This window comes from Micrococcus endophyticus, from assembly GCF_014205115.1.
Lineage (GTDB): Bacteria > Actinomycetota > Actinomycetes > Actinomycetales > Micrococcaceae > Micrococcus > Micrococcus endophyticus.
Genome location: NZ_JACHMW010000001.1, coordinates 299,268 through 313,422, shown reverse-complemented (window position 1 = coordinate 313,422; position 14,155 = coordinate 299,268). Strand labels below are relative to the sequence as shown.

The window sequence follows — 14,155 nt, the reverse complement described above, 5'->3', positions numbered from 1 at the left end:
CCCCGGGGCGGGCCGGTCACCTCGACCGGCCCGCCCCGTCCGTCTCCGGCAGCCAGATCCACCCCTCGGCGGCCGCGAGCTCGCGCTGGCGGCCGGGGGCCGGGCCGCGGGCCGCTCCCCCGGCCGCCCACGCGGCGGACAGGGCGGCGACGACGGCGTCCAGCACGTCGTCCGAGGCGAGGGCGGCCGCGTGGCCGGCGGAGAGGTCCACGCCGGGGTGCCTCGCCTCGACGCCGGCGAAGATCGCCGCGCGCACGCCCGACCCCGGCTCCCTCGCGGACGCCTTGTAGCCGCGGTGGGGCAGCCCCCACACGTGCAGCGTGCCGGCCGGATACACCTCGCACGCCCGGGCGGCGCCGCCCTCCGGCACGGGGTCGGCCACGGGGCCCTCGAGCGGCAGCGCCAGCCTCCGACGGCGTCCCTCGGCGGCCACGGCGGCCCACCGCAGGGCGGGATGGGCGATCCTGTCCGCCGCCACGGACAGCGGCCGCAGGCCGGTCCGCGCGGTGACGGCGTGGTCCGTCTCCCGCAGGGTCATCTCCCGGCGCCATGCGGGGCCGCCCGCGCCGAGGGCGCCGCCATCGGGGTCGCGTGCGCCGTCGAGAAGCGCGCGGAAGGGCGCCGGCCAGCCGACGGGCACGTCCACGCCGGTGAGCGCGGTCGACGCCAGCAGGTCCAGGAGGGCGCCGTCGTCGAGGCCGCGGCCCGCCGCCGCCAGCCGCCCGGACGCACCCCTGCCGTCCGGGGACGGCAGCGCCGTCAGCTCCAGGACAGCCCAGCCGGTGCGCTCCGGCGCGGCCGCGAGGTCCACGCCGGCGATCCGCACCGGCGCGGCGGGCGCACGCACCGCCTCAGTCCGCCGTGAGGAACGTGCGCACGGCCGAGACGAACGCCTCCGGCTGGTCCGCGTGGAGCCAGTGCCCCGCGTCGCGGACCGTGACCCGGACGACGCGCGGGAACAGGTCCTTCATGCGGGGCACGTCCTCGTCCCGCACGTAGTCGGAGTTCGCGCCCGCCAGCCACAGCACCGGGCGGTCGAACACGCGGTCCGGGTCCTCCGGCGCCGCCGGGTCCGGGAAGGAGCCGACCGCCTCCAGATGCTCGAAGAGCATGGCCACGTTGGGCTGCCACGCGAACCGGCCGCCCTCGCGGCGCAGGTTCTGGAGCAGGAAGCCGCGCACCCGCGCGTCGTGCACGTGCTCGGCCATCGCCGCGTCCGCCTCGGCGCGGGACTCGTAGGAGTCCAGATCCATGCGCAGCATGGTGCCGAGCAGGTGCACGAACTCGTCGGTGGCCTGCGGGGACAGCCGCGGGGAGATGTCCTCCACGATCAGGCGGTCCACGAGGTCCGGGTGGCGCAGGGCCAGCACCATGGCGACCTTGCCGCCCATCGAGTGGCCGAGCACGTGCACCGGGCCGTCCGCGGCCAGGCCGGCCCGCAGGTGCTCCGCCACCCGGTCCGCGATCTCCTGGTAGTCCACCCGGTCCGTCCAGGGGGACCGGCCGTGGTCCGGCAGGTCGAGGAGCTCCACCGTGAAGTCGTCCGCGAGCGCCTTGGCCGGGCCCGTGAAGTTCCTGCCCCGGCCCATGAGGCCGTGGAGGAAGGCGACGCGGTGCGGCCCGTCGCCGATCACGTCGGAGGCGAGGGCGGCGTCGGAGGGGGCGGCGGATGCGGAGGGGTCAGGGGTGCTCACGCGCTCCAGGCTAACGGGCAGGCGGCGGGGCGACCCCTGATCACTTATGGTCATACCGACGTTTTCTGCACGCGGAGAAGAGTGTCATACTGACCAGAACATCCCCGCCGGTCCCTCCCGAGGAGTCCGCCGTGCCCGCACCCGAGGCCCGCGTCACCGTGGCCGTCTCCACGGCCGTCTTCGGCGTGCGCGCGGACGCCTCCGGGGCGCCCCGCCTGCATGTGGCCCTCGTGCCGCGGATGCGCGAGCCGTTCCTGGACCGGTGGGCGCTGCCGGGCACCTGGCTCGCCGCCGACGAGGAGCTCGCCGACGCCGCCGCCCGGGTGGCGGCCGAGACCGTCCCGGGCCCCGTCCGGCGCCTCGAACAGCTGGCCGCCTTCGGCGCCGTGGACCGCTCCCCCACCGGCCGCGTGCTCACGGTGGCCCACTGGGCCCTCAGCCCCGCCCTCGACGACGACGGCGCGGCCCCGTCCTACAGCGGCGGCCTCGACGTCGCGGGGCTGCCCGCCGGCGTCCACGTGCGCTGGCAGCGGGCCGACGCGCCCCCCGCGATGGCGTTCGACCATGCCGAGATCCTGACCGCGGCCGTGGCGCGCCTGCGCGCGGACCTGCCGCGGGCCGGCGTTGCGCACGCCCTGCTCGGCCCCTCCTTCACGCTCGCCGAGCTGCGCGCCGTGCACGAGGCCGTCCTCGGCCGCACCCTCGACGCCGCCAACTTCCGCCGGGCCACCCTCGCCACCGGGGTGCTCGAGGAGACCGGCGAGGTCCGCGCCGGCACCCGGCACCGCCCGCCCAAGCTCTATCGCTACCGACCCGCCGACGGCGCCCCGCCGCCGGCCGCCCCTGACGATCCAGGAGACCTCTCATGACCGCCACGCCCGAGACCACCGCCTCGGTGGCCCGCACCCTGACCCTCGTCGCCCGGGACCCCGCCCGCGGCTCCGCCTGCTCGTCCGACCTGACCACGGGCCCCTGGGCCTTCGACGCCGGCCTGCCCGCCTACGGCCCCGGCGCGTCCCAGGACGACGCCATCCCAGCGGACGCCCCCGTGCAGGGCCGCATCCCCGAGGAGTACCAGCAGGCCTCGGACGAGGAGCTGCACGCGCGCATCGCCGCGGCCAAGGCCGCCCTCGGCGACCGCGCCGTGGTGCTCGGCCACTTCTACCAGCGCGACGAGGTGGTCCAGCACGCCGACTTCGTGGGCGACTCGTTCCAGCTGGCGCGCGCCTCCCAGGGCCGCCCCGAGGCCGAGGCCATCGTGTTCTGCGGCGTGCACTTCATGGCCGAGACCGCGGACCTGCTCTCCACCCCGGAGCAGGCCGTGATCCTGCCGAACCTCGCCGCAGGCTGCTCCATGGCGGACATGGCGGACCTCGACTCCGTCCAGGACGCGTGGGAGCAGCTCGAGGAGGTGTACGGCACCGAGCCGGACGCGGACGGCCGGGTGCCGCTGCTGCCGGTGACCTACATGAACTGCTCTGCCGCCCTCAAGGGCTTCGTGGGCGAGCGCGGGGGCATCGTGTGCACCTCGTCCAACGCCTCCGCCGTGCTCGAGTGGGCCTTCGAGCGCGCCCAGCGGGTGCTCTTCTTCCCGGACCAGCACCTCGGCCGCAACACGGGCCGGGCGATGGGGATCGAGCTGGAGCGGATGCCGATGTGGAACCCCCGCCTGCCACTGGGCGGCAACACCGCGGAGACGCTGCGGGACGCCCGGGTCCTGCTCTGGCACGGCTTCTGCTCCGTGCACCGTCGGTTCACGGTGGCCCAGATCGAGCAGGCCCGCGCCGAGCATCCGGACGTGCGGGTGATCGTGCACCCCGAGTGCCCGCTGCCCGTGGTCGAGGCCGCGGACGAGTCCGGCTCCACCGACCACATCGTCAAGGCCATCCAGGCCGCCCCGGCCGGCTCCACCTTCGCGATCGGCACCGAGATCAACCTCGTGCAGCGCCTGGCCGCCCAGCACCCGGAGCACACGATCTTCTGCCTCGACCCGGTGATCTGCCCTTGCTCCACCATGTACCGCATCCACCCGGGCTACCTCGCGTGGGTGCTCGAGGAGCTCGTGGCCGGCCGCGTGGTCAACCGGATCACCGTGCCGGACGCGGTGGCCGACCCGGCCCGCGCCGCCCTCGAGCGCATGCTCGCGGTGGCGCCCCGGCAGTCCGTCGCGCAGGGGGCCGGCGCGTGAGCGCGGGCACGGGCGGCGCGTGGGGGCCGACGCCGGCGCCGATCGCGGACGTGGAGCGGATCGTGGCCGCGGCCCTGGCCGAGGACGCGCCCTGGGGTGACGTCTCCTCGGAGGCCTTCGTCCCGGAGCAGGCCCGGATCACCGCGCGCGTGGTGGCCCGCGAGGCCGGCGTGCTCTCCGGCACCGCCGCCCTCGAGGCCGCGTTCCGGCTCGTGGATCCCGCCACGGAGGTGACCCTGCACCTGGCCGACGGCGCCGACCTGTCCCCCGGCGCCGTCGTCGCCGAGGTGGCGGGCCCGGCCCGCTCGGTGCTGCGCGCCGAGCGCGTGGCGCTCAACCTCGCCCAGCGCATGTCCGGGATCGCCACGGCGACGGCGGCCCACGTGGCCGCGGTGCGCGCCGGGGGCGGCCACGCCCGCGTGGCGGACACCCGCAAGACCACCCCGGGCCTGCGGGTGCTGGAGCGTCAGGCGGTGCGGGACGGCGGCGGCCACAACCACCGCCACGGCCTCTCCGACGCCGTGATGCTCAAGGACAACCACCTGGCGGCCCTCGGCTTCGGCGGCGAAGACGCCCCGGGCGAGGAGCTCACGCGGGCGCTGCGCGCCGGCCTGGCCCGCCTGCCCCACACGGTCCACGTGGAGGTCGAGGTGGACCGGCTCGACCAGCTGCCCGCCGTGCTCGCCGCCGGCGTGGGCACGGTGATGCTGGACAACTTCTCCCTCGCCGACCTGCGGGCCGGGGTGGAGCTGGTGGCCGGGCGCGCCGTCGTCGAGGCCTCCGGCGGGGTGAGCCTGGAGACCATCGGGGTGATCGCGGCCACGGGCGTGGACGTGGTGTCCGTGGGCGCGCTGACGCACAGCGTCCGCGCCCTGGACCTCGGCCTCGACGCCGTGGTGGACGCGGCGGACGCCCCGGCGCCCGGCCGTCGATGAGCGCGGCCCTCTACCTCGACCACGCGGCCACCGCGCCCGTCCGGCGCAGCGCGCTGGAGGCGATGTGGCCAGCGCTCACCGGTGTCTACGGCAACCCGTCCTCGGCCCATGAGGCCGGCCGGGCGGCGGCGGCCCTGCTCGAGGACGCCCGCGCGCGGGTGGCCCGCGCGATCGGCGCCCGGGCCGGGCAGGTCGTGTTCACCTCGGGTGGCACGGAGGCCGACGCGCTCGCCGTGCTCGGCACGGTGCGCGCCCGGATCCTCGCCGGACGCCCGGCGGGCCACGTGCTGACCACGGGGATCGAGCACAGCGCGGTGCGGCAGTCCTGCGACCAGCTGGCCCGGCTGCACGGCGTCGAGGTCGAGCACCTCGCGCTGGACCGTGACGGCCTGACCTCCGCGACCGACCTCGCCGCCCGCCTGCGCCCGGACACCGCGCTGGTCAGCGTGCACCTGGCCCACAACGAGGTGGGCACGGTGCAGCCGGTGGCCGAGCTGGCCGCCGTCGCCCGGGAGGCGGGCGTGCCCGTGCACGTGGACGCAGTGCAGGCCGCGGGGCAGATCCCTGTGGACGTGCGCGCCCTCGGTGCGGATCTCGTGGCGCTGTCCGGGCACAAGGTGGGCGGGCCCAAGGGGGTCGGCGCACTGTGGGTGCGCCCGGGTCACGCCCTGGAACCGCTCGTGCCCGGCGGCGGCCAGGAGCGGGGCCGACGGTCCGGGACGCAGAACGTGGCCGGCGCGGCCGGGTTCGCGGCCGCCTTCGAGGAGGCCGAGGCGGAGCGCGCCGCGGCCGCGGACGCGTGGGCCGGGCTGCGGGACCGGTTCGCGGCGCGCGTGCTCGACGGCGTCCGGGAGCTCGTGCCCGACGCCCGGCTGACCGGCCATCCCGCGCGGCGGCTGCCGCGTCACGCCTCATTCGTGCTGCCCGGGGTCAACGGGGAGTCCGTGCTCGAGGAGGCGGCCCGCCGCGGCGTGCTGGCCTCGGCCGGCTCCGCGTGCTCGGCGCACTCGACCGAGCCCTCCCCCGCCCTGCTCGCCCTGGGCCTGAGCGAGGACGAGGCCCGCACGGCCCTGCGCTGCACGTTCGGCCCGGACGCCGACGCCCCGCTCCTCGACGCCGCCGCGGACGCGATCGTCGACGCCGTCCGGACAGTCAGCGCCCTGCGCTGATCGGCCCCGGGCCGGTCGACCCCGATGCCGCCGGGGGCCGGCGTCGGAAGTTCATCCGGGGGTCAGCCCGACGCCACATGTCCCTCGCCTGCGTGCCCCACCCTGGCTCCGTGAAGCAGACCACCGCACCCCTGTCCCACTCTGCCTCCCGCCGTTCGGTGCTCGCCGCGGCGTCCGCCGCCGTGCTCGCCCCCGCCGCCCTCGCCGGCCCCGCCGCCGCCCGTCCGGCCCGCCACACCCCCGGTGGCCTGGTCGCGTCCCGCCTGACGCTGCCTTCCGGCGTCGCCACCGGTGACGTCACCTCGAACTCGGCCGTGCTGTGGGCGCGCTCGTCCGGCCGTTCGCGCCTGCACGCCACGCTGCGCGCGGTCGACGAGGACGGGAAGGTGCTGCGCGGCCGCTTCGCTCGCGGGCTGACCCTGCGCTCCGGCTGGGTCGACGGGGCCACCGACCACACCGCGAAGATCCTCGCGGACGCGCTGCCCTCCGGCACCCGCTTCGAGGTGACGTACGCGTTCGAGGACGAGGCCGGCCGCCTGGGCGAGTCGGCCGTGTCCCGTTTCACGACGGCGCCCGGCGCGCGGTTCGGCCGGACGACCTCCGCCGCCCAGTCCTTCGTGTGGACCGCGGACACCGCGGGGCAGGGCTACGGCATCAACCCGGAGATCGGCGGCATGCGCGGCTACGCGGCGATGCACGCCACGAAGCCCGACTTCTTCCTGCACTCCGGCGACACGATCTACGCGGACAACCCCATCCCGGAGACCCTCGAGGTGGCCGGCGAGCCCACCTGGCGCAACCTCGTCACGGAGGAGACGTCCAAGGTCGCCGAGACGCTGGACGAGTTCCGCGGCCGCCACCGCTACAACATGATGGACGACAACCTCCGCGCCCTGTACGCGGACGTCCCCGTCATCGCCCAGTGGGACGACCACGAGACGACCAACAACTGGTGGCCGGGCGAGGTCCTCGAAGACCCGCGCTACACCCAGGTCCGTGACGTGGACACGCTGGCCGCCCGCGCCCGCCGCGCGTGGCAGGAGTACATGCCGATCGCCGACTCCACGGCCCTGCGCCGCGGCTCCGGCTTCGAGCCCGCCCGCATCTACCGCCGGATCCCCCGCGGCGCGACGCTCGACGTGTTCGCCCTGGACATGCGCACCCACAAGGGCGAGAACACCCCGGGGCTCGAGACCCACGAGACCCCGATCCTGGGCGAGGAGCAGCTGCAGTGGCTCATCCGCGGGCTGCGCGCGTCGACCGCCACGTGGAAGGTCATCGCCAACGACCTGCCGCTGGGCCTGATCGTCCCCGACGGCACGGGGCAGGAGTCCCTGTCCAACGGCGACGACGGCGCCCCGCTGGGCCGCGAGCTGGAGATCGCCCGCCTCCTGAAGGCGATCAAGGACCACGGCGTGAAGAACGTCGTGTTCCTCACCGGCGACGTCCACTACTGCGCGGCGCACCACTACTCTCCCGACCGCGCGGCGTTCACCGACTTCGAGCCGTTCTGGGAGTTCGTGGCCGGCCCCATCAACGCCGTCGGCCGGACGGTCTACTCGCGCACGCTGACGGCGGCCTGATCCGCCGCCCCGCGCGGCGTCGGCGGACCGTCAGTCGGTGATCAGGCCCTCCTCGCGGAGCCAGTCCCACGCGACCTGGGTGGGCTCCTCGCCGTCGACGTCCACCCGCGCGTTCAGGCGCGCGGCCGTCGCGTTGTCCAGGCGCGCGGTCACGGGCGCCAGCAGGTCGGCGATCTCGGGGTGCTCGGCCAGGACCTCCTCGCGCACGATGGGGGCCGCGTTGTACTTCGGGAAGAAGCTCAGCGGGTCCTGCAGGGTCGTCAGGTCCAGCGCGGCGATCCGCCCGTCCGTGGAGTACGCCTCCCCGAAGGTGCACGACCCGTCCGCCACCGCGGCGAACACCGCCCCGATGTCCATCTGGCGCAGCCGGGATCCGGTGGGCCGTTCGATCCCGTAGGCCTCGAGCATGGGCAGGAACCCGTCGTTGCGGGCGGCGAATTCGGCACTCACGCAGAAGGACTGGTCCTGGGTGGGGAGGTCCTTGATGTCCGCGAGCGTCTCCAGGCCGAGCTCCTCCGCCCGGTCCTGGCGCACGGAGAAGGTGTAGGTGTTGTCGAGTTCGGCCGGCGGCAGCCACACCAGACCCTGCTGCGCGTCCTCGTCCCGGACCGCGGCCCACTGCGCCTGGGCGTCCGGGATCGGATCGGTGTGGCCCAGGTACGTGATCCAGGCCGTCCCCGTGTAGTCCCACTCGACGTCCACGACGCCTGCGACCTGGGCCTGGCGCGCACTGAGCGAACCCGGCATGTTGGTCAGATCCTCGACGTCGGCCCCCGCGGAGCGCAGCAGGATCGCGGTGATCTTGCCGAGCACGACGCCCTCGTTGAAGTTCTTGGAGCCCACCGCCACGTGGGCGCCCTCGAGGTCGATCCCGGCGACGTCGCCGGCGGGCGTGCCCGAGGGCAGGTAGCCGCCGGCGGTGCTCAGCCCGCACCCGGACAGGACGAGGGAGGCCGCCAGGCCGAGCGCGGCGAGCGCGGCGCGAGCGGGGGTCCGGCCGCGGCGGCGGGACGGGATGGTCGCACGCGGGGTGGTCATGCGAGCCCCCTCGGGGTGGCCAGCGTCTCGACGAGGCGGCCGATCCACTCGATCATCAGGGCGAGGGCGGCCACGAGGATCGCCCCCGAGACGAGCAGCGGGAAACGGAACAGGACGATCCCGGTCTGGATGAGCAGGCCGAGGCCGCCGGCGTCGATGAACGTCGCGAACGCCCCGGTGCCCACGAGCAGCACCAGGGCGGTCCGCAGACCCGCCATGATCACGGGCAGGGCCAAGGGCAGCTCCACCCGAAGCAGGGTCTGCAGCGGCGACATGCCCATGCCGCGGGCCGCCTCGACGACGGTGGGGTCGACGCCCCGCAGCCCGGCCAGGGTGTTGGCCAGCACGGGCAGGAACGCGTAGAGGGACAGGGCCAGGACGGCGACCCGGAAGCCGAACCCCCACGCCATGGCGAGCAGGACGATCACACCGATCACGGGAGCGGCCTGGCCGGCGTTGGCCAGCCCCATGGCGACGGGGGTGAACCGCCGGGCGGCGGGGCGGCTCAGCAGCACGCCGAGCGGGACGGCCGTCGCCACGACAAGAACGGTGGACACGCCGACGAGGGCCAGGTGCTCAGCGGTGAGGCGCAGGACGGTGGGCCAGGTCAGCAGCCGGGCCTCGACGTCGTCGAGGGCGGCTCCGCGCACCCAGACGGTCCACCCGACCAGCAGGGCGGCCACCAACAGGGGCAGGCCGATCAGGAGCAGGCGGTCCTCGGCGGAGGCCGCACGCAGCCGGGCGATCATGGCCGAGCCTGCTCGTCGCCGGCGCGGGCGTGCGCGCGCAGTGTCGGATAGTCGAGCAGACCGATGACCGTGCCATCACGGACCACGGCGATCTCCTCCGTCGGGGCCGTGACCAGGGCCGCGAGGGCCTCGCTGATCGGCGTAGCCGCGTCGAGCACGGGCCCGTCTGGCAGGGTGCTCGTCGGGTGGTGTGCGATCGGGCGCAGCGGCAGTGAGTCGACCGACCGCAGCCCCAGCCGCTTGAGCCCTGCCCCCGACCCCACGAAGTCGGCCACGAACTCGGTGGCCGGCCGCGCCAGGACCTCTTCGGGGGTGGCGTACTGGGCCACGTGCGCGCCGGGTTCGAGCACAAGGATCCGGTCGCCCAGGAGCACGGCCTCGTCCACGTCGTGGGTGACCATCACGATGGTCTTGCCCACCCTGGCCTGGATGTCGAGCATCTCCTGCTGCAGGCGCTGGCGGGTGAGGGGGTCCACGGCGCCGAAGGGCTCGTCCATGAGCAGGACGGGAGGATCCGCCGCGAGGCCCCGCGCCACGCCGACGCGCTGCTGCTGCCCGCCGGACAGCTCGCGCGGGAAGCGGTCTCGATAGACCGCCGGGTCCAGGCCGACGAGGTCGAGCAGCTCGTCCACACGGTCGGCGATGCGCCGGCGGTCCCACTTGAGCAGGCGCGGCACCAGCCCGACGTTCTCGGCGACGGACAGGTGGGGCATCATCCCGCCGCCCTGCACGACGTAGCCGATCTGACGGCGCAGCCGGGTGGGGTCGCGGCGTGTGATGTCCTCCCCACCGATCAGGATCCGCCCGGAGGTGGGCTCGATGAGGCGGTTGATCATCTTCAGAGAGGTGGTCTTGCCGCAGCCGGACGGGCCGACGAACACCACCGTCTCCCCCGCGGGGATGAGGAGGTCCAGGGCGTCCACGGCGGGACGGTCCTGCCCTGGATAGCGCTTCGTGAGGGACTCGAGACGGATCTCGGCCCCGGCGTCACGGTCGGTGCTCATGCGCGCAGTCCCTTCGAGATGGTGAGCCGGCCGAGCAGCACGAGCAGCCCGTCCAGGATGAGGGCGACGACGACGATGCCGAGGGTGCCCACGAGGGCGTAGTTCAACGCGTTGGCGCCGCCCAGGGAGACCAGCCCCGTGAAGATGTACGAGCCCAGTCCGGGCCCCAGGACGTAGGCCGCGACCGCGGCCACGCCCATGCCGAGCTGGCCCGCGACCCGGATGCCGGTGAGGATCACGGGCCAGGCCAGCGGGAGACGCACCCGGGTGAACAGCGCCACCGGCCCCATGCCCATCCCCCGGGCGGCCTCCAGCACGTCCGGGTCCACGCCGCGCAGACCCACGAGCGCGTTGCGGAGGATGGGCAGCAGGGCATAGAAGACCACCACCACGACGGCGGGGACGGTCCCGATGCCCACCAGGGGGATCAGGACGCCGATGAGCGCGAAGGAGGGCAGGGTCAGCCCAACGGCCGTGAGGGCGTTCGCGATCGGGGTCAGGGCCTTGATCCGCGTGGCGATCACGGCCAGCGCGATGGCGAGGACGGTGGCGATGGCCAGCGCCTGCAGCACGAGCCACCCGTGCTGCCAGGCCCGGAAGAGGATGTCCGGCCAGCGTGAGGCGAGGAACTCGCTCATGCGGCCTCCACGCCGGCAGCGCACCCCTGGGCGGCCCGGGCGTCTGCGGGGCGGGGCGGGACCGTCATCGTCGTCTCCTTCGGTCCGGGTGAGGCGGGTGTGCTCTTGCACGCTACCCGAGACGGTGGCGCTCACTGTGTTCTGCACCACGACGGGGGTCGCCGACGCCGCCGCGGATGGCCTACCGGCCGGGCGACGGGCAGGACGACCTGCGCTAGCGTGTCCGCCATGTCACACGCCTCCTCCGGCGCCGCCGCGCCGTCCGATCGCGCCCCGCAGGACGCCGTCTCCGAGTCTTCCCGGCGCCGCCGCTTCGGCCTGCTGCCCCGCATCCTCCTCGCGATCGTGGCCGGCGTCCTCGTCGGCCTGGTCGCGCCGACCTGGCTCGTGCAGGCCTTCGCCACCTTCAACGGGCTGTTCTCGAACTTCCTGGGCTTCATCGTCCCGGTGCTGATCCTGTCGCTCGTCGCCCCCGCCATCGGCGACATCGGCCGGGGCGCGGGGAAGCTGCTGGCCCTGACCGGCGGCATCGCCTACGGCTCCACCCTGTTCGGCGGCTTCGGCGCCCTGCTGGTCTGCCTGCTCGTCTTCCCGCTGATCCTCACGCCCGGGTCCTTCGAGGCGATGGCCAACCCCGAGGACGCGCTGCTCGGCCCGCTGTTCGAGGTGCAGATGGACCCGCCCTTCGGCGTGATGACGGCCCTGCTGCTCGCGTTCGTGCTCGGCATCGGCCTGACGATGCTGCCGCGCGGCGTCCTGCACGAGGGCTTCGACCAGCTGCGATCCATCATCGAGCGGGTCGTCATGGGCCTGATCGTGCCGCTGCTGCCCGTCTACATCTTCGGCGTGTTCCTGAACATGACCGCCGCCGGCGAGGTCTTCAAGGTCATCACCACGTTCCTCGGCGTGATCCTGCTGGTCTTCGGCCTCACCATGGTGCTGCTGCTCCTCCAGTACGTCGTCGCCGGCGCGATCGCGGGCCGCAACCCGTTCACGGCCCTGAAGACGATGCTGCCGGCCTACGCGACGGCCCTGGGCACCTCGTCCTCGGCGGCGACCATCCCGGTGACCCTGCGTCAGACCCTGCTGCTCGGCGTGCGCCGGCCGATCGCCTCGTTCGTCGTGCCGCTGTGCGCGACGGTCCACCTGGCCGGCTCCACGGTGAAGATCGTCTCGTTCTCCATCGCGGTGCTGTTCCTCTCGGGCCAGTCGATCGACGTCCCGGTGTTCGTGGGCTTCATCTTCATGCTGGGCGTCACCATGGTCGCGGCGCCCGGCGTGCCCGGCGGCGCGATCGTGGCGGCCTCGGGCCTGCTGTCCTCGATGCTCGGCTTCACCGAGCCGCAGGTCGCGCTCATGGTCGCCACGTACATCGCCATCGACTCCTTCGGCACCGCCACCAACGTGACCGGCGACGCCGCCATCGCGATGATCGTCGACAAGATCGCCGGCGACCGTCTCATCGAGGACTCCGAGGACGAGGGCCTGGAGCGCCTCGACGACGAGGAGGCCGCCACCGGCGCCGACGCCGGCTGACCCGCCCCGCACACACCACGGCCCCCTCCCTGTCAGATGCTCCGGGAGGGGGCCGTCGTCGGGACGGGCGGTGTCAGCCGCGCAGGTCCCGCTCGGCCTCGGCGCGCACCGCGCGCCGCTGCCCCGGGGAGCGCACGACGACGTCGCTCATCTCCTCGAGCGTCTTGCCCTTGGTCTCGGGGACGAAGGCCGCCACGAAAGCCAGGGACAGCGCCGCCATGACCGCGTACAGACCGTAGGCGAGGGTCAGGCCGATGTCCGCCAGCCACGGGAACGTGGTGGAGACGGTGAAGTTCGCCGCCCACTGCGCGGCGGCGGCCACGGCGAGCGCGCCGGCGCGGATGCGGTTCGGGAACATCTCGCCCAGCAGCACCCAGACCAGCGGACCCCAGGTGGCTCCGAAGAACACCACGAAGGCGTTCGCGGCCACCAGCGCCACCGTGGACCACGGCTGCGGCAGGGACACGGACTCGGCGCCGCCGGACTCCGCGAAGGAGAAGGCCAGTGCCATCAGGCCGAGGCTGACCGCCATGCCGGCGGAGCCGGCGATCAGCATGGGGCGACGGCCGACGCGGTCCACCAGGGCGATCGCGATGAAGGTGACGGCGATATTCGTGACCGAGGTGATCACGGTGACCGTGAGTGCGTCCGACTCACCGAAGCCAACCGAGCGCCACAGGGTGGTGGAGTAGTAGAAGATCACGTTGATGCCCACGGCCTGCTGGAAGACGGAGAGCAGGATGCCGATCCACACGATCGGCTGCAGGCCCGCCAACGGCCCGCGCAGGTCCGCCAACGACTCGCGGTGCTCCGAGTCCAGCGAGCGCCGGATGTCCTCGATCATCAGGTTCACCCGGTCCACGCCGGTGAACTCGTGCAGGACCTCGGCCGCCTCGTCCGTGCGACCGCGGGCGACCAGGTAGCGCGGGGACTCCGGCAGCTTCAGGGCGAACAGGCCGTACAGCACCGCCGGGACGGCCTCGGCCATGAACATCCAGCGCCAGGCGTCGACACCGAGCCAGAACGGCTGCGCCGCTCCCCCGGCCATCGTCGCGAAGAGCGCGTCCGAGAGCAGCGCGGCGAAGATGCCGAGGACGATCGCCAGCTGCTGGAGCGAGCCGAGGCGCCCGCGCACATGGGCCGGGCTGACCTCCGCGATGTACGCCGGAGCGATCACGGACGCGGCGCCCACGCCCAGGCCGCCGACCAAGCGCCAGAAGATCAGGTCGACCACGCCGAACGCCAGGCCCGAGCCGATGGCGGAGACCAGGAACAGGATCGCGGCGATCACCATCACGGGCACGCGGCCGCGGCGGTTGGCGATCGGCCCGGCGAACCAGGCGCCGAGTGCGCAGCCGATCAGCGCCGAGGAGACGGTGAAGCCCGTGAGACCGGGGCCGAGGCCGAACTCCCCGGCGAGGGCGTCCACGGCGCCGTTGATGACAGAGGTGTCGAAGCCGAACAGGAAACCGCCGAGCGCGGCGGCGACCGAGATGCCGACCACCTTGGCGTTGAGGCGAGACGTCGCGGCGCCGCCGGACGGGGTCGCTGTCATGGTGGGTCCTCTCTTGGGTGGCGCCCGACGGCCCGCTGCGCGCCGGTGCGTCCGCCCAGTGTGTTC

At 74.3% G+C, this 14,155-nt stretch carries 13 protein-coding genes; 6 read left to right on the top strand and 7 right to left on the bottom strand.

Annotation, left to right across the window (positions count from 1 at the left end):
• Positions 1–16: 16 nt before the first annotated feature.
• Positions 17–847 (bottom strand): DUF429 domain-containing protein, encoded by an 831-nt coding sequence (locus HDA33_RS01550; RefSeq protein WP_338104217.1) that lies wholly within the window; start codon positions 845–847, stop codon positions 17–19.
• A gap of 4 nt (positions 848–851) precedes the next feature.
• Positions 852–1,694: an alpha/beta fold hydrolase gene (locus HDA33_RS01545; protein WP_017487917.1), complete on the bottom strand. Its 843-nt coding sequence runs from the start codon at positions 1,692–1,694 to the stop codon at positions 852–854.
• A gap of 131 nt (positions 1,695–1,825) precedes the next feature.
• Between HDA33_RS01545 and HDA33_RS01540 the strand changes: the two genes are divergently transcribed.
• The 5 genes from HDA33_RS01540 to HDA33_RS01520 all read left to right on the top strand — a co-directional run bounded on the left by HDA33_RS01540 (position 1,826) and on the right by HDA33_RS01520 (position 7,569).
• Positions 1,826–2,563, top strand: coding sequence for an NrtR DNA-binding winged helix domain-containing protein (locus tag HDA33_RS01540; RefSeq protein ID WP_184170184.1), 738 nt, complete (start codon positions 1,826–1,828; stop codon positions 2,561–2,563).
• Positions 2,560–3,882, top strand: coding sequence for a quinolinate synthase NadA (gene nadA / locus HDA33_RS01535; protein ID WP_184170181.1), 1,323 nt, complete (start codon positions 2,560–2,562; stop codon positions 3,880–3,882). The genes HDA33_RS01540 and nadA overlap by 4 nt, the downstream gene beginning before the upstream one ends.
• Positions 3,879–4,817, top strand: coding sequence for a carboxylating nicotinate-nucleotide diphosphorylase (nadC, locus tag HDA33_RS01530; protein ID WP_184170178.1), 939 nt, complete (start codon positions 3,879–3,881; stop codon positions 4,815–4,817). The genes nadA and nadC overlap by 4 nt, the downstream gene beginning before the upstream one ends.
• The gene (locus HDA33_RS01525; protein ID WP_184170175.1) at positions 4,814–5,986 is read left to right on the top strand and encodes a cysteine desulfurase family protein; all 1,173 of its coding nucleotides are present in this window, start codon (positions 4,814–4,816) and stop codon (positions 5,984–5,986) included. The genes nadC and HDA33_RS01525 overlap by 4 nt, the downstream gene beginning before the upstream one ends.
• 110 nt (positions 5,987–6,096) lie before the next feature.
• The gene (locus HDA33_RS01520; protein WP_184170172.1) at positions 6,097–7,569 is read left to right on the top strand and encodes an alkaline phosphatase D family protein; all 1,473 of its coding nucleotides are present in this window, start codon (positions 6,097–6,099) and stop codon (positions 7,567–7,569) included.
• A 30-nt stretch (positions 7,570–7,599) separates the two neighbouring features.
• On the opposite strand, the gene HDA33_RS01515 is transcribed toward HDA33_RS01520, so the two are convergent.
• Genes HDA33_RS01515 through HDA33_RS01500 form a run of 4 tightly spaced genes read right to left on the bottom strand, consistent with a single transcriptional unit; the run spans position 7,600 to position 10,998 of the window.
• On the bottom strand, positions 7,600–8,607 hold the full coding sequence (locus HDA33_RS01515) for a glycine betaine ABC transporter substrate-binding protein (RefSeq protein ID WP_184170170.1): 1,008 nt from the start codon (positions 8,605–8,607) through the stop codon (positions 7,600–7,602).
• Positions 8,604–9,356, bottom strand: coding sequence for an ABC transporter permease (locus HDA33_RS01510; RefSeq protein WP_184170167.1), 753 nt, complete (start codon positions 9,354–9,356; stop codon positions 8,604–8,606). Before HDA33_RS01510 ends, HDA33_RS01515 begins: the two co-directional genes overlap by 4 nt.
• Positions 9,353–10,360: an ABC transporter ATP-binding protein gene (locus HDA33_RS01505; protein WP_184170164.1), complete on the bottom strand. Its 1,008-nt coding sequence runs from the start codon at positions 10,358–10,360 to the stop codon at positions 9,353–9,355. Before HDA33_RS01505 ends, HDA33_RS01510 begins: the two co-directional genes overlap by 4 nt.
• On the bottom strand, positions 10,357–10,998 hold the full coding sequence (locus HDA33_RS01500; RefSeq protein ID WP_184170161.1) for an ABC transporter permease: 642 nt from the start codon (positions 10,996–10,998) through the stop codon (positions 10,357–10,359). Before HDA33_RS01500 ends, HDA33_RS01505 begins: the two co-directional genes overlap by 4 nt.
• A gap of 228 nt (positions 10,999–11,226) precedes the next feature.
• Between HDA33_RS01500 and HDA33_RS01495 the strand changes: the two genes are divergently transcribed.
• A complete protein-coding gene (locus tag HDA33_RS01495; RefSeq protein WP_184170158.1) occupies positions 11,227–12,534 on the top strand; it encodes a dicarboxylate/amino acid:cation symporter in 1,308 nt (435 codons plus the stop codon).
• 73 nt (positions 12,535–12,607) lie between these two features.
• Here HDA33_RS01495 and HDA33_RS01490 read toward each other — a convergent pair whose 3' ends face one another.
• Positions 12,608–14,089 carry a sugar porter family MFS transporter gene (locus HDA33_RS01490; protein ID WP_017487929.1) on the bottom strand — a complete coding sequence of 494 codons (1,482 nt, stop codon included), beginning with the start codon at positions 14,087–14,089 and terminating at the stop codon, positions 12,608–12,610.
• Positions 14,090–14,155 lie beyond the last annotated feature (66 nt).